Annotated in this window: 23 protein-coding genes and 2 other annotated features; all 23 genes read right to left on the reverse strand. The window is 47.8% G+C overall.

Annotated features, from left to right (window positions below; all coding sequences use genetic code 11):
* Positions 1-169: 169 nt before the first annotated feature.
* The 23 genes from obgE to hemL all read right to left on the reverse strand — a co-directional run bounded on the left by obgE (position 170) and on the right by hemL (position 24,300).
* Positions 170-1,480, reverse strand: coding sequence for a GTPase ObgE (obgE, locus tag F0220_RS23880; protein ID WP_076216952.1), 1,311 nt, complete (start codon positions 1,478-1,480; stop codon positions 170-172).
* Positions 1,481-1,497: 17 nt separating this feature from the next.
* Positions 1,498-2,295: a Spo0B domain-containing protein gene (locus F0220_RS23885; RefSeq protein WP_223199765.1), complete on the reverse strand. Its 798-nt coding sequence runs from the start codon at positions 2,293-2,295 to the stop codon at positions 1,498-1,500.
* A gap of 90 nt (positions 2,296-2,385) precedes the next feature.
* Positions 2,386-2,697 carry a 50S ribosomal protein L27 gene (gene rpmA, locus F0220_RS23890; protein ID WP_017692622.1) on the reverse strand — a complete coding sequence of 104 codons (312 nt, stop codon included), beginning with the start codon at positions 2,695-2,697 and terminating at the stop codon, positions 2,386-2,388.
* 23 nt (positions 2,698-2,720) lie between these two features.
* Complete coding sequence (locus tag F0220_RS23895; RefSeq protein ID WP_036605912.1) at positions 2,721-3,050, reverse strand: ribosomal-processing cysteine protease Prp; 330 nt, start codon at positions 3,048-3,050, stop codon at positions 2,721-2,723.
* A 14-nt stretch (positions 3,051-3,064) separates the two neighbouring features.
* A complete protein-coding gene (rplU, locus tag F0220_RS23900) occupies positions 3,065-3,376 on the reverse strand; it encodes a 50S ribosomal protein L21 (protein ID WP_017692620.1) in 312 nt (103 codons plus the stop codon).
* Positions 3,377-3,390: 14 nt separating this feature from the next.
* Positions 3,391-3,475: a sequence feature (ribosomal protein L21 leader region), on the reverse strand.
* Between the two features lie 56 nt (positions 3,476-3,531).
* On the reverse strand, positions 3,532-4,782 hold the full coding sequence (locus F0220_RS23905; protein WP_105601123.1) for an Rne/Rng family ribonuclease: 1,251 nt from the start codon (positions 4,780-4,782) through the stop codon (positions 3,532-3,534).
* Between the two features lie 106 nt (positions 4,783-4,888).
* The gene (locus F0220_RS23910) at positions 4,889-5,749 is read right to left on the reverse strand and encodes a M50 family metallopeptidase (protein WP_091011902.1); all 861 of its coding nucleotides are present in this window, start codon (positions 5,747-5,749) and stop codon (positions 4,889-4,891) included.
* Positions 5,742-6,590 carry a M23 family metallopeptidase gene (locus tag F0220_RS23915; RefSeq protein WP_105601124.1) on the reverse strand — a complete coding sequence of 283 codons (849 nt, stop codon included), beginning with the start codon at positions 6,588-6,590 and terminating at the stop codon, positions 5,742-5,744. Before F0220_RS23915 ends, F0220_RS23910 begins: the two co-directional genes overlap by 8 nt.
* A 148-nt stretch (positions 6,591-6,738) precedes the next feature.
* Positions 6,739-7,533, reverse strand: coding sequence for a septum site-determining protein MinD (gene minD / locus F0220_RS23920; RefSeq protein WP_053783092.1), 795 nt, complete (start codon positions 7,531-7,533; stop codon positions 6,739-6,741).
* A 3-nt stretch (positions 7,534-7,536) separates the two neighbouring features.
* A complete protein-coding gene (gene minC, locus F0220_RS23925) occupies positions 7,537-8,199 on the reverse strand; it encodes a septum site-determining protein MinC (protein WP_017692615.1) in 663 nt (220 codons plus the stop codon).
* Between the two features lie 74 nt (positions 8,200-8,273).
* Positions 8,274-8,807: a rod shape-determining protein MreD gene (mreD, locus tag F0220_RS23930; RefSeq protein ID WP_036605906.1), complete on the reverse strand. Its 534-nt coding sequence runs from the start codon at positions 8,805-8,807 to the stop codon at positions 8,274-8,276.
* On the reverse strand, positions 8,807-9,679 hold the full coding sequence (gene mreC, locus F0220_RS23935) for a rod shape-determining protein MreC (protein WP_091011898.1): 873 nt from the start codon (positions 9,677-9,679) through the stop codon (positions 8,807-8,809). The genes mreD and mreC overlap by 1 nt, the downstream gene beginning before the upstream one ends.
* A 185-nt stretch (positions 9,680-9,864) precedes the next feature.
* The gene (locus tag F0220_RS23940) at positions 9,865-10,899 is read right to left on the reverse strand and encodes a rod shape-determining protein (protein WP_017692612.1); all 1,035 of its coding nucleotides are present in this window, start codon (positions 10,897-10,899) and stop codon (positions 9,865-9,867) included.
* A gap of 183 nt (positions 10,900-11,082) precedes the next feature.
* On the reverse strand, positions 11,083-11,772 hold the full coding sequence (gene radC / locus F0220_RS23945) for a RadC family protein (protein ID WP_091011896.1): 690 nt from the start codon (positions 11,770-11,772) through the stop codon (positions 11,083-11,085).
* 37 nt (positions 11,773-11,809) lie between these two features.
* The gene (locus F0220_RS23950) at positions 11,810-12,421 is read right to left on the reverse strand and encodes a Maf family protein (protein WP_036673538.1); all 612 of its coding nucleotides are present in this window, start codon (positions 12,419-12,421) and stop codon (positions 11,810-11,812) included.
* Positions 12,422-12,515: 94 nt separating this feature from the next.
* On the reverse strand, positions 12,516-12,758 hold the full coding sequence (locus tag F0220_RS23955; RefSeq protein ID WP_036605903.1) for a DUF4321 domain-containing protein: 243 nt from the start codon (positions 12,756-12,758) through the stop codon (positions 12,516-12,518).
* A 145-nt stretch (positions 12,759-12,903) separates the two neighbouring features.
* Positions 12,904-14,133 carry an SPOR domain-containing protein gene (locus tag F0220_RS23960; RefSeq protein ID WP_181155546.1) on the reverse strand — a complete coding sequence of 410 codons (1,230 nt, stop codon included), beginning with the start codon at positions 14,131-14,133 and terminating at the stop codon, positions 12,904-12,906.
* Between the two features lie 117 nt (positions 14,134-14,250).
* Positions 14,251-15,570, reverse strand: coding sequence for a UDP-N-acetylmuramate--L-alanine ligase (gene murC, locus F0220_RS23965; RefSeq protein ID WP_244661167.1), 1,320 nt, complete (start codon positions 15,568-15,570; stop codon positions 14,251-14,253).
* Positions 15,571-15,626: 56 nt separating this feature from the next.
* Positions 15,627-17,003 carry a bifunctional folylpolyglutamate synthase/dihydrofolate synthase gene (locus tag F0220_RS23970; protein ID WP_091011917.1) on the reverse strand — a complete coding sequence of 459 codons (1,377 nt, stop codon included), beginning with the start codon at positions 17,001-17,003 and terminating at the stop codon, positions 15,627-15,629.
* Between the two features lie 78 nt (positions 17,004-17,081).
* A complete protein-coding gene (locus F0220_RS23975) occupies positions 17,082-19,748 on the reverse strand; it encodes a valine--tRNA ligase (RefSeq protein WP_105601129.1) in 2,667 nt (888 codons plus the stop codon).
* Between the two features lie 67 nt (positions 19,749-19,815).
* Positions 19,816-20,097 (reverse strand) — a binding site (T-box leader).
* 155 nt (positions 20,098-20,252) lie between these two features.
* Complete coding sequence (locus F0220_RS33020; RefSeq protein ID WP_223199766.1) at positions 20,253-21,785, reverse strand: LysM peptidoglycan-binding domain-containing protein; 1,533 nt, start codon at positions 21,783-21,785, stop codon at positions 20,253-20,255.
* A gap of 305 nt (positions 21,786-22,090) precedes the next feature.
* Complete coding sequence (locus F0220_RS23990) at positions 22,091-22,999, reverse strand: RluA family pseudouridine synthase (protein ID WP_091011890.1); 909 nt, start codon at positions 22,997-22,999, stop codon at positions 22,091-22,093.
* Positions 22,996-24,300, reverse strand: coding sequence for a glutamate-1-semialdehyde 2,1-aminomutase (gene hemL / locus F0220_RS23995; RefSeq protein ID WP_091011888.1), 1,305 nt, complete (start codon positions 24,298-24,300; stop codon positions 22,996-22,998). Before hemL ends, F0220_RS23990 begins: the two co-directional genes overlap by 4 nt.
* Positions 24,301-24,325 lie beyond the last annotated feature (25 nt).

The raw sequence follows: 24,325 nt of genomic DNA on the forward strand, positions 1-24,325 counted from the left end.
GACAAAAGGGCAATACATGACACGCCTATTTTTTGAAATACGTTCCTCACAGTATACAAGTTTATCCCTCTCCCATGTCAGGAAAAAACAAAAAAACGCAGAGTTGCGGGTCAACTTCCCACTTCTCTGCGTTCCTATATCGATCTGTCTCTCCACGGAAGACGGCTACTTAGTAGTAACTGCTGCCTTCCACGAATTCGAATTCAAAGTCTCCAATACGCACGATGGTACCTTCTACAGCTCCGCGCTTACGCAACTCAGCGTCGACACCCATATAACGCAGTGTACGTGCGAGTTTCAGTATGGCTTCATGTGAGTTCAATTGCATCCGTTTCATCATGCGGTCAATCTTGGCACTTTCGACAACGAACATTTCGTTCTCACGCACAATTTTGAAACCATCGTCTTCTTTTTTGTCCAGACTGTATACTTTACGTTCAGATACATCTGCTACCTCTTCAACCACTCGCTCGTCTGGAACCTGATCCAGCAGATCAGCTGCACGATACAGAAGTTCTTGAATCCCTTTCCGGGTCAAGGATGAAATTGGCATCACTTCAATATCAGGTTGAACTTCACGAACTTGCTGTAAAAATTGCTCCAGGTTCGCTTCAGAGTCTGGCATATCCATCTTGTTAGCTGCTACAATTTGCGTTCTCTCGGCGAGAAGCGGATTGTACAACTTCAATTCGTCATTGATTTTCTGCCAGTCTTCAAAAGGATCGCGTCCTTCCGAACCCGACATATCTACGACATGAACAATAATACGAGTACGCTCGACATGACGTAAGAACTCATGTCCCAGTCCAACCCCTTCATGCGCACCTTCAATCAGTCCAGGCAAATCGGCCATGACGAAGCTTCGGCCTTCTCCTACACCGACTACACCCAGATTCGGTGTAATGGTTGTGAAATGGTATGCACCGATCTTTGGCTTGGCTGACGAAACGACAGAAAGCAATGTGGATTTCCCGACACTCGGGAAACCAACCAGACCAACATCTGCCATAACTTTCAGTTCGAGTACGATGTAACGCTCTTGTCCTTCTTCACCGTTCTCAGCAAGTTCAGGTGCAGGATTGTTCGGTGTAGCAAATCGGATGTTACCCCGTCCGCCCCGTCCACCACGTGCAATGACAACCTGTTGACCGTGACGTGTCATATCCGCCAGTACTTCTCCACTGTCTTCATCCAAAATGATAGTTCCTGGTGGAATGCGCACAATCATGTTCTCCGCGTTTGCACCATGCTGACTTTTATTACGTCCCTTCTCACCACGTGGGGCTTTGAAGTGACGCTGGTAACGGAAATCCATCAACGTACGCAAACCTTCATCCACGCGGAAAATGATGTCAGCTCCTCTGCCTCCATCGCCCCCGGCAGGTCCGCCGTTTGGTACATACTTCTCACGACGGAACGAAATTATTCCGTCCCCTCCGTCTCCGGCTTTTACATAAATCTTCGCTTTATCTACAAACATTGGTTAACCCCTTCTTCCTATATTCCACACGGCATTCTGAATTGTATAAACGTATCCTCAGACGGAAACTGCTCCGTTCTGACTTTTTTTCCTTTGAGTACGGCAGTAAGCTGCCGTAGTGTTTCCGGATCGGGTGTTTGATCCCCGTCCAGTCGGACAACCACATCTCCATGATCCTGTCCGAAGTTCAAGGTCAGTTTGCGAACCTCTCCCCAAGAAGACCGGCCGCCGCCATATTGATAGGCCCTGATTGCATCCGCAATCGCCCCGGTAAGTGACTCGCCATCCTCGGGAGAGACCAGAGCACTAAGCTGCAACTCATCTTCTATTTCCACATGCAAGTCCAGCGCAATTCCACTGGCGCGAAAAGACTGAAGATAAAATACGAGGGAAGGAATACCTAATCTGGAGATTCGGCTTTCTTCTGTAACCCGCTCTTTTATTCTTTCCACACATTGCAAGGATTTATCAAGTTTGCCCAGCCGAAGATATCCATATAACACCTGAAGGTCGTTCATCCAGTCGTGTCGATGATGATTTAATGAAGCAATTGCTGTTTTTTCCATGGATTGTATGATGGCTCTGCGTTCCGCCTCCGCCTGTTTCTTCATCGCATTCACAGAAATGAGCAATACTGCGACGGACCACAATGCGCACACGGCGCTTGAGATTATCGCCGGATACAACATAACGAAAACCAAAGGAATCAGAAGTGAACATGCCGCAATCCACGGCACTCTTTTCCAAGATTTCATGGCTTCTCCCCGTTCTACAAAACTCGGTTGGTCTACACCCACCGTAACCAAGTATAACATGTCTTTTCTGCCAGTTCATTATCGAATAACCGTTGAATACAAAAAACCTTCGGCAAAAATGCCGAAGGCTCCTTAGGCGGAATGCCGATATTACGCTTCTACTGCTGCTGCTACAGGAGCAACATTAACAGGGTAGATGCTTACTTTTTTGCGATCGCGTCCCCAACGTTCGAATTTTACAACGCCGTCGATTTTCGCGAACAAAGTGTCATCTTTACCGATGCCAACGTTAGTTCCCGGGTGAATTTTCGTTCCGCGTTGGCGAACGAGAATGCTACCACCAGTTACAGTTTGACCATCAGCACGTTTAACACCCAGACGTTGAGCATTACTGTCACGTCCGTTCTTCGTGGAACCTACACCTTTTTTCGATGCGAATAACTGAAGATTTAATTTCAACATGATTGGTTGTCCTCCTTCTTTGCTTATTTGAATTGCTGTATTTTAATATACTTCCCGTATGACTCTGCAATATTAGAGAGCATAACTACCATGGATTCGAGTAACAATTGTACCTGGGACCAGGTTTCCCCTCTCTCTAACAAAGGTAAAGAACCGCTTAAAAAGCCATTCTTCATCTTGGCATCCATTTCGACACCGGTCAATGTTTCAATCGAGTTCACCGTACCCACTGTAACAGCGGATACCCCGGCACATACGATGTCTTCTCCCCGCTTGGCAAAATTAGCATGCCCTTCAATGGAAAAACGTTCGATGTTCCCGTCCTCATCACGAAAGATTTGAACGATAATCACTTATCGCACCTTCTTTACGCTTTGATTGTTTCGATAGTTACTTTAGTGTACGGTTGACGGTGACCTTGCTTCACATGGTAGTTCTTTTTAGGTTTGTATTTGTATACGATAACCTTTTGTCCTTTGCCATGTTTCTCCACTTTAGCCGTTACAGTAGCTCCGGAAATCAATGGTGTACCTGCTGTCAAACCTTGATCGTTAGATACAGCCAGGACACGGTCGAACGTTACGCTTTCGCCATCGTTCGCAGTCAATTTCTCGATGAACAGAACATCGCCCTCTTGGACTTTGTACTGTTTGCCGCCTGTTTCAATAATTGCGTACATTTGCCTTGCACCTCCTCATGTCTCAGACTCGCCCGTTCTCAGGTGACAGTGTCCTTGCGGAACTGTTCTTATACCCGGCCAGTGCGGTTACAGCATGTGCAAGACCATTAGGCTAAACACATACTTGAAGATTATATCACGCAATATATCAAAAATCAATGAAAAGGTGAAATATATCTTTTTCCCGTACCATGGCAGGAAGAACACGGCTCCACATAGGGTAGCGTACTTTCTTCCCGCACTTTCTTACGGGTAAGTTCGAGCAAGCCCAGCTTTGTCCAACCCATTACAAACGCTTTGGTCCGATCCTTCTTGAGCTCACCCTCCAAGGTTGCCGCTACTTCATGCCGATTTGAGGCTTCCTCCATATCAATGAAGTCGACAATAATCATGCCACCGATATCACGCAGGCGCATTAGACGGGCAATCTCCACTGCTGCCTGTATGTTGGTCTCTGTCACGGTCTCTTCCAGACTGTCACCGCCAGCTCCCGTATATTTACCCGTGTTCACATCCACTACAGTCAGAGCTTCGGTATGATCAATAACAATGTATCCGCCTCCGGGCAACCACACCTTCCGGGCAAAATCCTTATTCAACTGTTCCTGCACACCATAGGCAGCAAAGATGGATTCTGTTCCCCGATACACCTGTACTTTGGGTTGATGACCAGGACTAATCTCTTCGAGCAATGCTTTTACTTCACGGGCTTGTCCCTCACTATCAGTGATGACTTCGTCACTCCCTGGCGTATACACATCTCTGATGATTCGCTGTACCATGCTATGATCCCGATGCAAGAGGCTTGGTGAAGGCAAACTGTCTGCTTTTTCACGAATCAGATACCACTGCGCGCGTAATGTTTCCAAGTCCGACTTAATGGCCTCATGCTGTTCTTCTCCAGATACGGTCCGAATAATGAGTCCTTCTTCATCCCGCCTCAGTTGCTCCCCAAGTGCCTTAAGACGGGAACGATCCCCTTCACGGGCAATTTTCTTGGATACCGCTACATAGTCAGCAACAGGCATGTAGACAAGCCAACGGCCCGGGAGTGAATAATGAGTCGTCACCCGGGCTCCCTTGCCTCCTACCGGTTCTTTCAGAACCTGAACAATGACTTCCTGACCCGGACGAAGCAACTCCGAGATGGAAGGCTTCACCTTGGGCTGTTTCTCCAGATGGGGATGCAACACATCGTCCACATAAAGGAACGCATTCTTTTTCTGACCAATATCCACAAAAGCAGCTTGCATACCTGGTAACACATTCACGACCCGTCCCTTGAAAAAGGAACCCAGCAGTCCACGATCGCGTGTACGTTCTGCCGTAAATTCCACAGCTTTGCCTTCTTCCAGAAGCGCCATTTGCATGAGGTTATGTTCATTATGTACTACCATTTGTTTCATGGCTTCACCTCTAGAAGACAATTCAAATCATCCACATCCATTTCAGTATCTTTTCAATTCTCATTGTACATATATTAACCCATTTCAGAACAGGTCCACCAGAACACTACAATTTATCACCATTTTGTTGAAAATAGGAACCGATAATCCGTTGCTCAGGCAATACAGCCATAATTCGACCCTGTCTGTTCATCACGTATACCATATGGTATCTTTCTCTCTTTAATAGACGCAAAATAGTGTCCAAAGGTTTCGCCGGGAATGAGATTATTGGCTGCGCCAAACTGCCAGTAGCCGCGTGACGAGCAAACGCACCCTCTCGATTCATAAGAAAACGAATAAAGCGATAGGGCACATTTCGGTAATCCGTTACGTTGGAATAGAACAAAAAAAGGCCGATTAACAGAATGTTGAGCGGTAGGCCGTAGTCTCCAGTAAACCATCGGCTGATCGCATATAAAATCACCCCTACGCTACACAGAATGCTAATTCTGTAAGTCCACATTAATGTTGTATAGTAGGGTGCCCACAGACTGACAAGTGCCTGAACAATTTTACCTCCGTCCAGAGGAAGTACAGGCAGCAGATTAAAGAGAGCAATGAGCAGATTCCCCTGAATGATATAGTTTAGAAATACCGGATCACCCAGATTGCCATACTGCAACAGCATAACCACGCCAACCATCAGCATGTTTTGTAATGGACCAGCCAGAGCAATCATGATTTCCCGGTAGGCCGTGATCGTACCTCCATCTTCGATAACCGCTACTCCTCCAAAAGGGAGCATCTGGATCGACAAGACACGATAGCCCAGAAGTGCCGCCGCCGCAGCATGTCCACATTCATGAATGAATACGATGGCAAACAACGTAATAAGTTCAATAAAATGTCCAGTCAGAAGGGAGGCCATCATGATAATTACAAAAAACGGATGAAACGTAATACGGACTCCCCACACCCTAATCAAGGGCAACAACTTCCGCCGGGTCTACGTACTCCTCGCCCTCTTTGACTGCAAAATAGAGCGTGGCCGGTTGTTCACCACCCGTAGCCTTGAGACTCCCCACTGGATTCCCCGCTTCCACCCAATCGTTCACGCTCACTTCACTTTCGTTCAGCCGACCATATATTGCCGTGACATTGCCTGTATGTTGGATGACAACTGTGAATCCACTTGCTGCATCGCCGATAACCTCCATGACACGCCCAGCATCAGAACTTTCGACCTGTATACGTTCTGCACCTGCGGCATCCGGAACGATCTCAATTCCCTTCATGCTCAGCGCGAATGGCTGAACCACTGTGCCTGAGATCGGTTTGCCCAGTAACTGCCTTACTTTCAATCCGTTCACGGCATCCGTCGTATGTCCGAGGACCGGAAGAAACGAAGGGGTTCCTCCAAAATGCCGTTCATACCAAGCCGCTGCTGAGGCAAAATCCATATCCCGATGGAGTGCATCCGCAATGACTGTTTTGGGTGATGTCGTCCACGATGTATCCAACTGAAATAGACCCCATACTCCGCCAAATATCAAAGCGCTAATGACCGTCCGTTTGAGAAGTGACTTGAACAGGTTAAATCTCGAATGCCCCCCTGGAACAAAATGACCATTCTCTTTTTTCCACAACCATTCCGGATCTCTTTCCTGTATACCTTCACTAGGCGTAAATGGTTTCGGGTGTATGATCTCATTCTTGTCCAATAGCGAACCTACTTTTTGCTCCTGTAAGACCTCCACAGTGGCACCATCCATCAGTCGCCGAATGCGTTCTTCTCGTCTCTGCTTGATTCTGAGTTTCGTGTTCATGAAATGTCCTCCCGCCGAGGCTTGTTTACTACATCCTATGAAGAGGTGGTTGATAATATGAACAAGCCTGCCCGCAGGTAACAAAAAAAGCCGGGCTATAAGCCACGGCTGTCATGTAATTGCTTTATGAATAAGTTCGTTTAACGAGTTAACCCATTCCGAAGAACTTTTTGAAACGAGTAAAAGCGCCCTTTTTCTGCTCCAGCTGCATCAATGGGACCGTATCTCCCAGAATGCGTCGTGCGATATTCCGATACGCAATCGCCGCAAGTGAATCCGGATTCATGACCGTAGGTTCTCCTGAATTGGCAGCTTTGATGACCAGTTCATCATCAGGCACGATGCCAATCAGGTCAATATTAAGTACTTGTAAAATACCATCGATATCTAACATGTCACCCGATTTTACCATATTATTGCGAATTCGATTCACCACCAGCTTTGGTGATTGAATGTGTGAACTCTCCAGCAGGCCGATGACACGATCCGCATCACGTACTGCAGCATTTTCCGGTGTAGTGACCACGATGGCCTGATCTGCTCCTGCTACCGCATTTTTGAAACCCTGCTCTATGCCGGCTGGGCAATCAATAATAACGTATTCAAAATCTTTTTTCAATTCAAGGATAATATCCTTGACCTGTTCTGGCGACACTGAGTTTTTGTCTCTCGTCTGCGCCGCAGGCAACATGTATAATTCTTCGAAACGCTTGTCTTTGACCAAAGCCTGATTCAGACGGCAGCGGCCGTCCGCAACGTCGCACAGATCGTAAATAATACGGTTTTCGAGTCCCATCACGACATCCAAATTACGAAGGCCGATATCGGTATCTACCAGACAAACCTTTTTGCCGAGCAACGCCAGCGCTGTCCCGATGTTTGCCGAGGTGGTTGTTTTACCCACGCCGCCTTTACCCGAAGTGATCACGATCGCCTCTCCCATGAGCTACACTCCTTTAAACACATTAAAATCTCGGCGTAACCGAACGATATTGCTCATTTTGTCTATCTGCATCTGATTGTCCTGTAAGTAAGCAAATTCCATTCCGGTCTCTCGGCTCTCCCATTCATCGGGAGGACGACTGATGATATCCGCAATCCGTAGCTGCGTCGGTGCAAATACCGAAGCGGCAATGATCGCTTCCTCGTCCCCGCCAATTCCGGCATGAGCCATACCTCTGAGTGAACCCAACACATATATATCTCCGGTACACGTCACTGTGCCCCCCGGATTGATATCCCCAAGAAACAGGAGATTTCCTTCATGATGAAGCACCTGACCTGAACGCACCATACCACACATGGTTACAATCGGCGGTGGTCCTTTAACCTCCGGTTGGAGTGCAGGTGAGTCGATGGATCGAATAAGCAGATTCCCTTTTTGCTTCAATATATCGAGGATTGCTTCTTTCTGGTCCTCTGTCACTTCGCGGGCACCCAACTTGATATCCACATGAACAATCGGTCCGGTCAAAATATTTTGATGGCTGTGTTCCAGCTTATAGCGGAGCTCATAGAGCAATTCCTCGAATTCACATTGATCGTCCAACAGGAAAACCAGGCCGTCTCGGATGCCTTTAATCGTTACGTGATTCGATTTTACCGTCATAAGCCTGTCCCTCCCATCTCATTACATTTCGTGCCCGGGGCCCCAAGTTCCTGCTTTGCGCTCCATAAATGTATTTAGGAAGCTTCTTCTGTCTTGCTCCGTCTCTTGCCGATCCGCTCCAGTTGTTTCCGAAGCGGGACATATATGATCAAGGCAAACACAAAATGAATGAACAAATTAGGAATCATGTATTCAATCAACGCCCAGTCAAAGGTCACGTGGTTAAGTTGGAAGAGCTTGTACAGGAAAAATAGCATGGTGTCATTAAGCAGACTTCCCAAAATGACAACCGATACCATAACCGGCAGTGGTGCACGTGGTGCTTGAAAAATGAGTCCCATCATATATGCCGATAATCCCATTGAGAATCCATAAGGTCCAATCATCTCGCCGTAGAATACAACGTCATGCAATAGTCCAAAAAATATACCAAGTACTAGTGCCGTGTGTCGATGATGATATACAGCGATAAACAAAATGACGATATAGACCAGATTGGCAGAAATACGCATCTGCCAGCCAGAAGGGATGAGCAGCGGCAAAATTGTGCCTTCCGCAATGAATAAAACGAATAGTAACAGGAACAAAACTTGCTTACGTGTTACCATTATTCTTTTACCTCAGGCGGGATAATGACAATCAGCTCTTTCCAATCAAGGAAGCTTGCGTATGGTTTGATAATCGCAGTCCGCGTTAAACCGTACTCCCCAACTTCAACCTTTTCCACTTCACCAATCCGCATATACTTGGGAAAGTTATTGATGATTCCCGAAGAGATGATCTCATCACCCTTTTTGATATTTGAATCCTCCGAAATTTTGGTCATCTTGAGCATGCCCGTCTTCGGATCGTAGCTCTCAATCATACCAAACACTTTCTCTTTACCTACTGCGGTTGCTGCAATGGCATTGGATGTCGGATCATTGGCATCCATGGACGTTAACAGATTAACCGTTGATGTATATGAGCTGACATGACTGATCACGCCGACCAGCCCTTCCTGGGAGGTAACGGCCATCCCCGGCTTAATTCCCGCATTTTCACCGATGTCAATGTTAATGGTTCTGCTATTTGGATCCGAATTGGCACTGATAACCTGAGCAATTCGTGAACCGTAATTATATCGATTTTTCTGTTCTTCGGTGAAATTGAGCGCTTTCTGAAGTTGCTCATTCACTTGCTCCATATCATTGTACTTCAGCCGATCCCGGGTATAGTGACCCATCGCGATGCGAAGCTCTTCATTCTCATCATATACCGTACGCATGTTCGCTACATCTTTGAAAAAGCCCGCTACATAGGAAGCGGGCTTGTAAAATACGTATTGTACAAATCCAACTGAATCCTTCAGGAATTTCTCCGGCCAGGATAGAGTGGTTCGCGGACTGAGCGTAAAGCCCATTAACGCGATAAATGTAACAAGGCCCACCAGCAAAACAAAAAGTCTTTTGTTGCCTAGCAGTTTAAACAGTTCGAACACCCTCTAACATCCATATTCTCTTCCGAGCCATGCCCGGCGGGGAGACTGTCAGACCTGAAGTCCCTGCGAGAATATCAGCCGATCCTCCCCTGTTAAGCGGGTAATAGCTCATCCCCGGGGTTAACCGGGTCCTCTATAAAGATATCTTACCACTTGGTCGCTATGCCAAGTTAGGCAAATACCAATTAACGTTTGGAACGAACTGCCGAACTGCTTCTGCTTTTGAACAAATGAATATTCTCTAGCGCTTTACCTGTTCCGATCGCTACACAATCCAGCGGGTTCTCAGCCACGATGACAGGCATTCCTGTCTCACCAGCGAGAAGCTTGTCCAGGTTGCGAAGCAACGCCCCACCACCTGTAAGAACGATACCCCGATCCATGATATCGGCAGCAAGTTCAGGCGGGCATTTTTCCAGTGTTACTTTTACCGCTTCAACAATTGCATTCACAGTATCAGCCAGCGCTTCACTGATCTCGTCCGAAGTAATCGTAATTGTCTTCGGCAGACCTGTTACAAGGTCACGTCCACGAATTTCCATCGTTTCTACTTGTTCCAATGGCATAGCTGATCCGATGTCCATCTTCAATTGCTCCGATGTACGCTCACCGATCATCAGATTGTATTGTCGTTTGATGTACTGGATAACGGATTCATCCATCTCGTCACCTGCTACACGAACCGAACGGCTCGTTACAATACCACCAAGAGAGATAACAGCCACTTCCGTTGTACCGCCACCAATATCCACAACCATACTACCCGTTGGTTCCCATACAGGCAGATCTGCACCGATTGCAGCAGCAAAAGGCTCTTCAATCGTATAGGCTTCACGTGCTCCAGCCTGTTTGGTTGCATCTTCAACCGCACGTTGTTCTACTGCCGTGATCCCGGATGGTACACATACCATCACGTTTGGATGACGCTGGAACATGGAGCGCTGTTTCTGCGCCTCACGGATGAAATATTTGATCATCGTTGCCGTTGTATCGAAATCGGCAATAACGCCATCTTTCATTGGACGAATGGCACGAATGTTACCTGGTGTACGTCCAATCATTTTTTTGGCGGCTTCACCTACTGCCTCAATGCTATTTGTATCTGTCCGTATAGCGACAACCGAAGGTTCTCGCACCACAATTCCTTTTCCTCGTACATAAACCAACGTATTTGCTGTCCCCAAGTCAATACCCAAATCTTTCGTAAAACCACCAAACATAACATAATCTCCTTTTCTGCCTCATATAGCCGCTCCATTCTGATCCAGAGCGTAATAATTTTATTCCCACGCAATACGTGGAGCTAATATTCGCATTTGTTTTTTTGCATTTGTAAAGTGAACCTATCTTTTACGGACAACGCCGTTAACATTCATAGGAAAACATCAACGCCAACCATTATATTATACTAAGCCCTTCTCCTTCAAACTTACGTACGTTCCATCTCCGATAATAATATGATCAAGCACGTCAATGCCAACAATAGCGCCTGCTTCAATCAGTCTCTTGGTTATTTGGATATCCTCCGGACTGGGCGTAGGATCACCACTCGGATGGTTGTGTGCGCACACAATCGATGCGCTGCTGCATTTGATGGCAGCCCGGAACACTTCACGTGGATGTACAATCGAAGCGTTAAGGCTGCCCATGGAGAGTGTTTCCTGGGCAATAATATGATTTTTGCTATTCAGAAAAAGACACACAAAATGTTCTTTTTGCAAGTAACGCAATTGTTCCATCAGGATATCAGCTGCATCACGCGGTGTACGAATTGAAGTCGACTGTATGAGTCTGCTCTTGGCAATCCGATGACCCAGCTCAATGCCAGCTTTCAATTGCACAGCCTTGGCATTGCCAATCCCTTTCATCGTGGTCAGTTCTTCCAAACTCAAATCCATCAACGAGCGAATGCCACCCGCTTCGGCCAAAATCCGCTGTGCCATATGCACCGCGGATTCCTGTCTTGTGCCTGTTCGAAGTAAAATTGCCAGCAATTCAGCATGGCTTAAGGCGCCCGCCCCGTATTCCATCATGCGTTCTCTCGGGCGTTCTTCCTGGGGGATGTCGCGCATCATGTATTGAGGCGACTCCATATGTTCCCTCTTTTCATTTCACAACATTTGGCTTCATTCATGTTCGTGGCAGCACATGTACGCCGAACCCGTCCAACATATCACTTAACAAAGATAGCGGCAAGCCAACCACATTAAAGTAACATCCTTCAATGCGGTCGATCAGTGAAGCACCAATGCCCTGAATGGCATATGATCCTGCCTTATCTGAAGGCTCACCTGTCTGCACATAAGCACGGATGGTCGCATCCGACAGCTCTTTCATCGTTACATCGGTCTGGCGGTAATGAACTAACGACTGTCCATTGCCCGCATCAATACAAGCGACGCCCGTGAACACCCGATGTACGCGGCCCTGCAGCCTTGATAACATACGTTCAGCATCCGCTTCGTCTAAGGGTTTGCCTAGAATCTCACCATCCAGAACAACAACGGTGTCACTACCAACAATAATGGCTTCCTGCTCGCGGCCTTCAAGCCCGCGATACACGGCAAGCGCCTTGCGCAAAGCAAGTTCCTGTACCGTCTGTTCAGGTGTCCACTCTGGTGGTGTATCTTCATTGGCATGACTTGGTATTACATCAAACGCTAGATGGAGTGATGCGATCAGTTCTTTGCGCCGAGGCGATGTGGAGGCCAGAATAATAGGGCGCTGTTGTGTGTTATCCAAAATGAACGGCTCCTTATGCCACGGCAACATCCTGTCCGGATCACGATAATAGATGTCACTGGTTTAATTTTTTTCGTCATAACTCGTCATTCTCCTACAGTCTGCGATACAGCCACACAGCGGCAATCATACCGATCAGACTCAGAAGGCTCATTTGAAATTGAAGTGAAATATTATAACTGATAATATCCAGATCAGCCTGTGGCGACCAACGTATGGTCGTGGCTTTCGTAAGAAAGGCTACTGCCTTTACAGGCTGCAGTGCCTTGGCGATCCACGCTCCGGCCATCCAGCCGAGCAGCAGAAACAGCAATAACATGCCGAAGTTTTTTTTCATCGGTAATCTTCCCTCGCCATTTTTTGACACCCACATTATTATACGGGGTTTTGTACGCCAATACAAACACAAATCCGGCAAGGGGAACTATTTCCAGTTCCTTGCCGGATGGGTATTTCCAAGCGTTGTTATGGGAAAGAGCATGTTACTGCTTTATCGCTTCAAGCCATTTTTTCTGCTGCAGTACATATTCCATCAGATCGGACTGCACAGACCACATGTGCACATCATCCGGGTTCTTGTTGTACTCTGCAATAGCCGTTATTGCATCGTTCATTGATTTCTCCATTCCACCAACAATAGGTTGTACCTCCGCAGTCAGGCCGGGTGAGAGGCTATTCAAACCGGTTAACCACGACTGGTGCTTATTCTGAATCGCGGTCATCGTTTCTGCAGAGACTGCTGTCGGTGCGGATTGTCCCAACTGCTGAATGGACAAGGTAGACAATTGTTCGACCAGTGCAGAACTGTTTGTGAAGAAAAGCTGCACATCCTCTTGCTTGCCACCGAATATAGCCGGATTGATCTCAGGGTTCACGATCTCCTTGACATACAGTTCGACTCCCTGAGCTTTTAGCCTGGAGCTAAGTAGCTTGGCCTCTTCACGATCAGCCGAAATGCCTGCATATACTCGATTGCCATCTTCAGGATCAGACCCTGCGGCTATACCAGCCTGAGCCAGCTCAAGCTTGGCCTGCTCAGCTCGTTCAGGAGAACTGAACACGCCGTATTGAAGTGCATAATACGTGCTGCCAGTAGCCGCTGTCTGTACCTGCTGTTCTGTACCTGCTGCCCCCTCCTGACCCGTCACAGTGGAAACTGCCTGATTGACGGGAAGAAGATTGCCTGGCTTTAGGGCTCCTTCTTTATTAAAAAATGAAAGAATAACCATGCCAAAAAGCGCTCCGGTAACAAGTGCCCCAGTGACAGAACCAATCATTTTCCAGCCCCTTGGAGGGCGATTGCGCTTATAGGAATAGTTCTCCGAATCTACAAGCCAGTCGTGGCCTTGATCATCATGGGTATTGGACAGATCATGACGCTCTTCCTCCGGATTATCGGTGTGACTAACATAACCGTAACCGGAACGCTTTCCAAAATAATGAGCCTCATCCAAGTTCAAGTTCGAATCAGGGCTCACCCGCTCGTCAGGTTCAGGTACAGTAGAGCTTGTCAGCACCGTCTCTCCCCAGTCTCCGGGGATATCCTCAGGCGTCCATGATGGGGTTGTATCCATCTGCTTAGGCGTTAGCGGTTGATTATGCGGTAACTCTTCACTTAACGTCACCAATGGACTGGACGCGGAACTCCTCTTATTTTCAGGCTTGTCCGACTCATGATCCCCGAAGCGAAACGTCATTCTAGCATTGCTCACCCGTACCCTCTCCTTTGTCCCATTTATATCAGCTATATGCAGAGACTGGAGAATACATTCCATATAACGCAAAAAAACGCCTGCTTCGTATCGAAGACAGGCGTTTTCTCAATTGATTTATTTCAAACTTTTGGCAAGTGTATCGCCGACTTTCCAAATATCACCTGCACCCATCGTAATCACAAGATCTCCTGGCTGCAAACGATGCTGCAGATCAGCTACAACTTCTTCTTTTGTAGGGAGGTAACGTGCAGAAGCATTACTGTTTTGAACAATCAGTTCAACCAGTTTGGCTGAGGTTACCCCTTCGATCTGTTTTTCGCCCGCAGGAGAATAGATATCCGTAATAAGCACTTCATCCGCTTCCGCAAAAGCACGACTGAACGCATCCAGCAGGAAGAACGTACGCGTATAACGCTGTGGCTGGAATACCGCGATAATACGTTTGCCCGTTGCTTTGGCTGCACTAATGGTAGCTTCAATCTCAGTTGGGTGATGAGCATAATCATCGATGATCAGCATATCGCGCGCCTCGCCCAATACCTGGAATCTGCGTTTGGCTCCGTGGAACTGGATGATAGCTGCCACAATCTTCTCAAATGGAATGCCTGCTTCCAGACAGGTAATTACAGTAGCCATCGCATTATAAACGTTATGCTTACCCGGCACCGATAATTCCACCGTGCCCATAGCAGCACCCTGATGATTCATCGTAAAGGAGATACGGCGATCGCCCAATACAATATCCGTTGCCGTATAATCTGCAGCACGATCAATACCATAGGTTGTAATCCGTGACTTGAGTTCTGGCAAAATCGCTTGAACATTCTCATCGTCAGAACACACAATCGCTGTTCCTTCCGGACGAATCTGGCTCAGGAACTGCACATAAGCCCTTTTGAGCTCCTCAAAATCACTGTTGTAATTCTCTAAATGATCTGCCTCAATATTGGTTACAATACCGAGCCATGGATGATACTGCAAAAACGAACCATCGCTCTCGTCCGCTTCAGCGACTACCCAGTCGCCTTGACCGGCCTTCGCGTTGGTACCCACATTCATGATTTCTCCGCCAATGATATATGTCGGGTCCGTATCACATTTATCCATAACAAGTGCAATCATGGATGAGGTGGTTGTTTTACCGTGAGCTCCGGCTACAGCCACACCTTTACGTTCGTTCAACAAACGTGCAAGCATCTGGGAACGATGCAGAATCGGAATGTTCAGCTCTGCAGCTGCTACCCGTTCCACATTATCAGCAGGCGCTGCCGTAGAGTAGACAACCAGATCTGCTCCAGTGACGTGCTCTGCCGTATGTCCGATATATATTTTCGCTCCCTTGGCTGCCAACTTCTCGGTCAACTCCTGTGAAGCGACATCCGATCCGGTAACGGTGTATCCCATTTCCAACATAACTCTTGCGATGGCACTCATGCCATATCCGCCAATCCCTATAAAATGAACGTGTTCCGATGTATTTAACAAAACTTTCACCAACCTTTTTCAGAATCGGTTTGATGCAAAAGGGCTGCCCGCACATCCGCAATCAGGTACAGTGTGCCGGAGACCACCCCCAGATCTTCCGCTTCCGTCCGTGACTTCAATAGATCAAGTGCCTTTGCCCATTCGGGCTCGACGATGATTTCCAGTTCCTGCTTCGCAATGGCGGGACGTACCCGTTCGACAATCTGCAGCAATTCGGCTGCATCCATTTTGCGTCGGAAATCTGGCTCGGTCAGGATCAGCGTATCCACTAGTGGCAGTATATGCTGCAAATACGCTTCGTGATGCTTATTTGCCAACATACCCATCATCAAAATTAACTTGTTGTGCGGATAGACATCCACAATGCTCTTGGCCAGTGACTCTGCCCCTTCCGGATTATGTGCTCCATCAAGCACAATTCGGGGTTCATCGACGACTTTTTCGAATCTTCCTGCCCAGAAAGCATTCTCCAGTCCAAGTGCAATATCGTTGTCATCCAGCATAAATGCCATGTATTGTCTAAGCAATTCAAGCACCATCAGTGCGGCCGCAGCATTGTCACATTGATGTGAGCCTTGCATGCGTATGCGAACGTCCAGATCACGAAACGGGCCGGTAAAATGAAAAGATTGTCCGTTCTCATTACTCTCCAGTCGATGATAAGAGAATTGATCTCCAGCCAAATACAGGCTTGATTGAAGCTGCTGTGCTTTCTCCTGAATCACTTTCACAGCTTCAGGTTGCGTCGCGCAGGTCACAACGGGTACTCCCGGCTTGATAATGCCTGCCTTTTCTCCAGCAATCTGCTCAATCGTATCTCCAAGCACATCCGTGTGATCCATACCAATGTTGGTGATGACGGACACAACAGGCGAAACAATATTCGTTACGTCCATCCTTCCCCCCAGCCCCGTCTCCCATACCACAACATCAGGGTAGCACTCTTCTGCATAATACAGAAGCGCGAGAGCCGTGGACACCTCAAACATCGTTGGGGAACCAAGCGGAGTAGATGCCATTTCCATAACCAACGGGCGCAGACGGTTAGAGATCTTCAACAAAGTCTCTTCCGGAATATCCTCGCCGTTGTATTGAAAACGGTTCGTAAACTTGGTGATATAAGGCGACGTAAAGGTACCCACATCATATCCAGCCTGAAGAAGCACTGACGTCAAAAAAGCGCAAGTCGAACCTTTGCCGTTCGTTCCCGCGACGTGAATAAATTTGAGACGTTGGTGAGGATTGCCTAACATAGACATCAGACTCTCGATTCGTTCCAATCCAGGTCGAATGCCAAAAGGAATAAGGCCATTGATCCAGTCCACGGCCTCGTTATACGTAAGTAAAGGAGCTGCTGCATCTGTCCCGTCTAATTCCGTCATCTGATTCACCTTCGGTCCCGAGTTTGAGTGAAAAAAGCGGCCGGATGGCATAATGGCTCTCCATCCGACCCAAATATATTAGCCTTTCAGTTCCTTGATTCGTGCAATCACTTTATCCCGTTTATCGGAATAGTCTGCTTGCTTGGCGCGCTCTTCCTCAATAACCTTGGCAGGCGCTTTGGCAACAAAGCCTTGATTCGACAGCTTTTTCTCCACACGGAGTACTTCGCCCTCAAGGTTCTGTAACTCTTTCTCCAGGCGAGCCACTTCCTGTTCGATATCAATAAGACCAGCCAGCGGCAAGTATAGTTCTGCCCCTGTGATGATTGCAGTCATCGCCTTATCCGGGGAGCTTAGATCCAGCCCACTATCGAACTCGGACGTGTTACAGAAACGTTTGATGTAATGACTGTTACGTTCGATGATGCTGGACGCTTCAGGGCTATTTGCTTTTACCATCAATTCGATCTTTTTGCTCATAGGCACGTTCACTTCTGCACGAATGTTCCGAACTGCACGAATGGTATCCATGAGCAGGTTCATCTCGGCAACAGCCTCCGGGTTCTCCAGAGCAGGATCATATACCGGCCATGCTGCCAACGTAATCGTCTCACCTTCATGTGGCAGATGCTGCCAGATCTCTTCGGAGATGTATGGCATAAACGGATGAATCAGGCGCATGGTCTGATCCAGCACATAAGCCAGCACAGATTGTGTTTTCTTCTTGGCAACCGGATCTTCCCCATAGAAGGACAGCTTAGCAAACTCAATGTACCAGTCACACAGGTCATCCCAGATAAAGTTATACAACACACGACCCGTTTCCCCAAACTCATACGCTTCGATTAGACGCGTAATATCGCGGGAAGTTTCGTTCAGACGGTGCAAAATCCAATAATCCGCTGTACCAAGCTCTCCGCTAATGTCACGTTCCTCATAGGTGAATCCTTCCAGATTCATCAATGCAAAGCGCGAAGCGTTCCAGATCTTGTTGGCAAAATTACGAGCCTGCTCCACCCGTTCCCAACGGAAACGGAGATCCTGGCCTGGCGTGCTGCTGGTTGAGATCATGTAACGCATTGCGTCTGCGCCATATTTCTCGATCACATCCAGCGGATCTACACCGTTGCCCAATGATTTGGACATTTTGCGTCCATCTGCATCACGAACAAGACCATGCATCAGCACATCCTTGAACGGAATCTCATCCGTGAATTCCAGTGCAGTGAAAATCATACGTGCAACCCAGAAATATATGATGTCATACCCTGTCACAAGTACACTTGTCGGATAATAACGTTTCAGATCTTCCGTATCTTCCGGCCAGCCTAGCGTGGAGAACGGCCATAAGCCGGAGCTAAACCAAGTATCGAGTACATCTTCGTCCTGTCTGAGCTTGCGTCCAGCATACTCTGGCAGCGTTGTCGGATCTTCAGCAGATACAATGATTTCACCCGTTTCCTCATCATACCAGGCCGGAATACGATGTCCCCACCACAGTTGACGGGAAATACACCAGTCACGAACGTTCTCGATCCAGTTCAGATAGGTTTTCTCAAAACGATCTGGAACAAAATTAACCCCTTCGCCGCTCTGTTGCTTCTTAATCGCTCTCTCTGCAAGTGGCTTCATCTCAACGAACCACTGTGTAGACAGATACGGCTCAACAACAGCTCCCGTACGTTCACTGTGTCCAACCTGATGCGTGTGATCCTCAATGTTGATCAATACGCCCTGCTCTTTCAAGTCAGCAACAATCTGCTTGCGGCAGTCACTGCGATCCAGTCCCTGATACTTGCCTGCCTCAGCATTCATTGTGCCGCTCTCATCCATTACCGTAATCTGAGGCAGGTCATGACGAAGACCTACTTCAAAGTCATTTGGATCATGCGCAGGCGTGATTTTAACAGCACCACTTCCAAATTCTTTATCCACGTAATCATCAGCGATAATTGGAATTTCTCGTCCAATGATAGGCAGTACAAGCACTTTACCAATCATATCTGCATAGCGCTCATCCTTCGGATGAACAGCAACTGCTGTATCACCCAGCATCGTTTCTGGACGCGTTGTTGCCACGGTAACGTAGCCACTTCCATCTTTGAGCGGGTACCGCAGATGGTACAAATGACCCTGAACCTCTTTATATTCAACCTCAATGTCGGACAGAGCTGTCCGGTTCACCGGGTCCCAGTTAATGATGCGTTTGCCTCGGTAAATAAGGCCTTTTTCATACAGTTGAACAAATACTTTACGAACCGCTTGGGACAGACCTTCATCCAGCGTAAAACGTTCACGTGAGTAATCAAGCGACAATCCCATTTTGCCCCATTGCTGACGGATGGTAGTTGCATATTGATCTTTCCAGTCCCATACTTTCTCCAGAAACTTCTCACGTCCCAGATCATAACGGGTCAGACCTTCTTCACGCAGCTTCTGCTCCACTTTGGTTTGGGTAGCAATACCTGCATGGTCGGAACCCGGAAGCCACAGTGCATCATAACCCTGCATCCGTTTGGTGCGGATCAGAATATCCTGTAGTGTAAAGTCGAGCGCATGCCCGATGTGCAGCATCCCGGTCACATTTGGGGGTGGAATTACAATCGTATACGGTTCGGCATCTTTACGTTGACCGGCTTTGAAATATCCGCGCTCCATCCAGGTGGAGTACCATTTGTCCTCTGCCGCTTTAGGATCGTAAGTGGTCGGCATTTCTGTTGCAGCTGATTTTTTTTCCTCAGACATGTGTCATTCCTCCGTTACTTCATCTTCATCATCTTCGCCAAAAAAAACAAAAAAAACCTTTCATCCATCAAAGGACGAAAGGTTAGCTTTCGCGGTACCACCTTTGTTTCACGCCAACAGCAAGATAGACTTCACCCTCTGTACATGACGTGACACTTCAAGCAGATAACGGCTGCTACCGGCCCATCCTACCTCAGAAATAAATGACGATAAATCTCATTTATCCCTTGTATTCAAACAGGCAACTCCCGGGCGACTTCGATCAGTTGGTTCCTGCGGAATCTCACAGCGTTGCAATTCCACTCTCTGAAAGGTCATACTGTCTACTACTCCCGTTCCACGTTGTTCTTCAAAAAACCTACACACATCATACCTTGCTCGTGCGCGATAGTCAACCTGACAACAGCGGATAAAGAGCGCTGGAATGCAGGTTTAGGACGAAACATGCAAAAACCCGCAATCCTCAAGGGGATCACGGGTCGTAACGAAGGCTTTAACTACGGATTAAGGGATGTACAATATCTGACCTTCTTCCACAACTTGTTCAGATAATCGGTTATACAACTGAAGTTCCCTCGTGCTCAATTGGTATCGATCTGCAATGGCATCCAGTGTATCTTCCCGCTGGACGATACACAGTTTCACCTTACGGAATGGCGTCTGGTCCACGATCGTTCCCAGGAACAGATTCTTCCATTCCACATCCTCAGGTGCATACGTTTCTTCCTGTATCACACCGGCTGGAAGCTCTTCGCCTCTCTCCACTTCAGCATCGCGTGCTGATCTGCCAGAGGATAACAAGGAAGAGATACCTACACCCTCCTCTTGTCGTGGTGCGGATTCCTTTTTGCTGCCAAAAGCAACCTTCAACTCCGGCTTGTCTTCCGTCTCAGCAACAGGTTCAGGAACAAATGCTTCGTTCTGCACAAACTCATCTACCCCAGTCGCTTCAAAAGACGGACGTTCTTCCTCTGCATTGCCTGCTTCGGACGAACCGAATACACCTTGCCAGTTCTCCGCCTGTGGTTCAACCGGAACATCAACTGCCTGATTCTCCTGCTGAGGTACAGATCTCGCTGATTCGAAATGCCATACATCTGGTGCGTCCGGTACATCTGGTGCTGCAAACTCATTAGATGATTGAGCAGTAGGCTCTGGGACTACTTGATCTGAATTTCTAGGCTCCTCAGGCAATGCATCCCCAGAAGGCTCGGACCACGCTAAAGACTCTTCTTCCAGAGGCAGCACTGGTTCCGACTCAGGGTAAGAAGCTAACCGATCAGCGGTCTCAGCCATAAATGACGAGATCGGAGAAGGTTCGCTGTATTGCTCATGGGATGCCAATTCATCTCCATTCTCTGTCAGAGATGCGGGATCTTCGTCTGCATCAGGTTGTCTGTTTTCGTTAGCATACTCCGCACTTTGCTCCTCAGATTGAAGTGACTCGGCCGATGATAAGTTCGCATATTCCTGATGATATTCCGGGGCACCATATGCAAGTTCTGCTGCATTCGCAAGTCTCTCTTCCTCACTCCGCTGGAGCAGATACTCTTGTGCAAATGTGTTGGGGTCGCTACCTGTCTGTTCTGCTTCATCGGAACGGTTGGATTGCTGAGCATCCGGTGAGTGGACTACCGTAAATTCATCTGCTGACCAAACTTGTGGCTCTTCAACAGGAAAGCCCTCGATGCCTCGCAGCGACAACACGCCAGTAATATTCAGACTACGATTGGATAACAGATCCACGTCAAAATTTTCGATCTCGATGGAAATATCCTCAATCGATCTGACCCGGTTCAGAGGCACTGTGATCTCCACGGGAATGAAATGTTTGAGCTCCTCTGAAGCCTCATTTTCTCCTCTGTACGCACCTGTAAGCAAAAGATGCCCTCTTAACGTGGCATGATCATCCTGCCCTATGACTTGAATGCGCGGGTATAGTTCAATTTCCTCCAATTCCTCAATCGCAGGGACTCCCTCAGACAAATGAACGCGCTCATAAATATCGAACCGCAAACCATAAGGTTGATTCAACAAAGGTGGCGTCCTCCTTTCGGCATATGTTCACCATGATCCTTCTCATGGGACTGATCCATGGTCCAAATCCTTCGTTACCCCATCTATATGCCTTGAATGAGATGAGCATGCCACCTTTTGAAAAACCTTGTATCCCCAGATTTTTTTTGATTCCCTTCTTCAAAGAGCAGATCCGGGGATAACGGCGAAGCATATGCTTCCGATGCAGCTTTCTTTCAGAAAGCTTTTAGGCGAACGCTCCGCTTCTTCACGTTATTTCTGTCCTCTCCGTTCTCGTGTAACTATTAAAGTTCGCTCTATATCATTTATGAATACACCTTTTCACGTTCTGCCAATTGTGTGAAATCGGATGGCCAAGGATCATTCACTTCAATCATCGCTCCGGTTAACGGATGACCAAACTTAAGCATCTCTCCGTGAAGTGCTTGTCGTCCAATGGCATCCGCTCTACCTCCATACAACGCATCACCAATAAGCGGATGTCCCGCGTAACTCAGGTGTACACGAATTTGGTGTGTTCGTCCTGTATCCAGCTTTAATCGCACAAGGGTTGCTCGTTCCCACACTTCAACGATCTCCACACGAGTAACAGCTTCCTGTCCACCTTCCGAGACTCGTCTGCGCTGCTTGTGATGTCTATCCTTACCAATCGGAGCATCAATTTTGTGGAGTTCAAGGGGGATTTGTCCACCTGCAATGGCTATATAATGGCGACCAATCTCTTTGCGACGCATCGCTTCATCCAGTTTGGCTAGAGCAAAAGCATTTTTGGCATACAGAACAGGTCCGGTTGTATCCTCATCCAGTCGATGAACATGGCGAACGCTCGCCTGTATTCCGTTCATTTCATAATAGGAGGCAACCACATGATCCAGCGTGATGGCCTGATCGGTACGGCTTCCATCTGGATGCAGTTTCATACCTGCCGGTTTGTGCATAACCAGACAGAAATCATCCTCATACAATACATCCACATCAGCCCAGCGTGGCTCAACATCGATTGGCTGGGACGCAAAAAGGGCCAGCCGAAGCCGGTCCCCTGCAAGTTGTATTCCTTGGTTTGCTTTCAGCTGACGAAGCAGTTTCTCCGGAAACTGAAGTTCAGACAATAACCATTGCTCTGCGGCTATCGGTTTGTCCAAACTGCCTGTTACGGCTTTCCCTGGCATCAGCTCAAGCCATTCCCCGCGGCGTTTCCAACTTTTGATGGTCATAGTGATTGAAGAGCTTTACGATTCGCCTCAATCGTATCGTCAATATCCTGCTCTGTGTGCACACCAGAGACAAACATGCCTTCGTATTGCGAAGGTGCAACACTCACACCATGATCAATCATGGCCGCAAAATAACGACGGAATTGATCCAGATTGCTTTCTTTGGCAATATCATAATTGGTTACTGGAACGGCACTGAAGAATGGACAAACCATGGAACCCACACGGTTAATGGTTATCGCAATACCCGTCTCAGCTGCATTTTTCTCGAATCCGGCTTGCAGACGTGCAGACAATGTCTCCAGACGATCATAGACCTCTGGTGTTAACAATTTGAGCGTGGTATATCCTGCTGCCATAGCCAGCGGGTTCCCACTAAGTGTACCCGCCTGATAGATCGGTCCTGTTGGAGCAATCTGTTCCATCAGATCTCGACGGCCACCATAAGCACCAACCGGGAGTCCGCCACCGATAACTTTACCCAGACAAGTCAGGTCAGGTGTAACCCCATACCGTCCCTGAGCACAGTTCAACCCTACGCGGAAACCGGTCATGACTTCGTCAAAAATAAGCAGGCTGCCATATTGGGTAGTTAAACTGCGCAGGCCTTCAAGGAAACCGGAAGCCGGAGGAACAACCCCCATGTTACCTGCTACAGGCTCCACAATAACAGCGGCCAGTTCTTCACCATAACGTTCAAAAGCAAGCTTCACGGACTCCAGATCGTTATAAGGTACCGTAATTGTATTCACAGCTACACCTTCAGGTACACCTGGACTATCCGGTAGACCCAGTGTTGCAACACCTGACCCCGCCTTGATCAGCAAGCTGTCCGCATGTCCATGATATGATCCTTCAAACTTCAGAATTTTACTGCGTCCGGTTACCCCGCGTGCCAGTCGAATGGCACTCATCGTTGCTTCCGTACCGGAATTAACCATCCGCACGATATCAATAGAAGGCACACGCTCACAGACCAGTTTTGCCATCTCGGTCTCCAGCAAGGTAGGCGCACCAAAGCTTGTTCCTTTGAGGGCTGTCTCACGCAAAGCTTCTACAACATCAGGGTGAGCATGTCCCATAATGAGTGGGCCCCACGATCCCACATAGTCAATAAAAACATTGCCATCAATATCGTAGATTTTGGACCCTTCGCCGCGTTCTGCATAGATCGGAGTAAGTCCCACCGATTTGAATGCGCGTACAGGGCTGTTCACACCCCCGGGTATGTACTGCTTAGCTTCCTCAAAGGCGCTGCGTGAGCGCTCATCATTGCGTCGATTACCTTGTTGTGCAGTCATGAATATCCTCCTTAATATAATTTAT

This window comes from Paenibacillus sp. 37 (assembly GCF_008386395.1).
GTDB lineage: Bacteria > Bacillota > Bacilli > Paenibacillales > Paenibacillaceae > Paenibacillus > Paenibacillus amylolyticus_B.

What these genes read in the sequence shown, in the direction of transcription:
- F0220_RS23885 (WP_223199765.1), bottom strand. Translation starts at nt 2,295, where the DNA reads ATGTTATACTTGGTTACGGTGGGTGTAGACCAACCGAGTTTTGTAGAA.
- minC (WP_017692615.1), bottom strand. Translation starts at nt 8,199, where the DNA reads ATGACGGTAAAATCGAATCACGTAACGATTAAAGGCATCCGAGACGGC.
- rplU (WP_017692620.1), bottom strand. Translation starts at nt 3,376, where the DNA reads ATGTACGCAATTATTGAAACAGGCGGCAAACAGTACAAAGTCCAAGAG.
- F0220_RS23905 (WP_105601123.1), bottom strand. Translation starts at nt 4,782, where the DNA reads ATGAAACAAATGGTAGTACATAATGAACATAACCTCATGCAAATGGCG.
- radC (WP_091011896.1), bottom strand. Translation starts at nt 11,772, where the DNA reads ATGGAGTCGCCTCAATACATGATGCGCGACATCCCCCAGGAAGAACGC.
- F0220_RS23940 (WP_017692612.1), bottom strand. Translation starts at nt 10,899, where the DNA reads ATGTTTGGTGGTTTTACGAAAGATTTGGGTATTGACTTGGGGACAGCA.
- mreD (WP_036605906.1), bottom strand. Translation starts at nt 8,807, where the DNA reads ATGGTAACACGTAAGCAAGTTTTGTTCCTGTTACTATTCGTTTTATTC.
- F0220_RS23955 (WP_036605903.1), bottom strand. Translation starts at nt 12,758, where the DNA reads ATGAAAAAAAACTTCGGCATGTTATTGCTGTTTCTGCTGCTCGGCTGG.
- minD (WP_053783092.1), bottom strand. Translation starts at nt 7,533, where the DNA reads ATGGGAGAGGCGATCGTGATCACTTCGGGTAAAGGCGGCGTGGGTAAA.
- rpmA (WP_017692622.1), bottom strand. Translation starts at nt 2,697, where the DNA reads ATGTTGAAATTAAATCTTCAGTTATTCGCATCGAAAAAAGGTGTAGGT.
- F0220_RS23970 (WP_091011917.1), bottom strand. Translation starts at nt 17,003, where the DNA reads ATGACGGAATTAGACGGGACAGATGCAGCAGCTCCTTTACTTACGTAT.
- F0220_RS23975 (WP_105601129.1), bottom strand. Translation starts at nt 19,748, where the DNA reads ATGTCTGAGGAAAAAAAATCAGCTGCAACAGAAATGCCGACCACTTAC.
- obgE (WP_076216952.1), bottom strand. Translation starts at nt 1,480, where the DNA reads ATGTTTGTAGATAAAGCGAAGATTTATGTAAAAGCCGGAGACGGAGGG.
- hemL (WP_091011888.1), bottom strand. Translation starts at nt 24,300, where the DNA reads ATGACTGCACAACAAGGTAATCGACGCAATGATGAGCGCTCACGCAGC.
- murC (WP_244661167.1), bottom strand. Translation starts at nt 15,570, where the DNA reads ATGAGTGCCATCGCAAGAGTTATGTTGGAAATGGGATACACCGTTACC.
- F0220_RS23990 (WP_091011890.1), bottom strand. Translation starts at nt 22,999, where the DNA reads ATGACCATCAAAAGTTGGAAACGCCGCGGGGAATGGCTTGAGCTGATG.
- F0220_RS23915 (WP_105601124.1), bottom strand. Translation starts at nt 6,590, where the DNA reads ATGAACACGAAACTCAGAATCAAGCAGAGACGAGAAGAACGCATTCGG.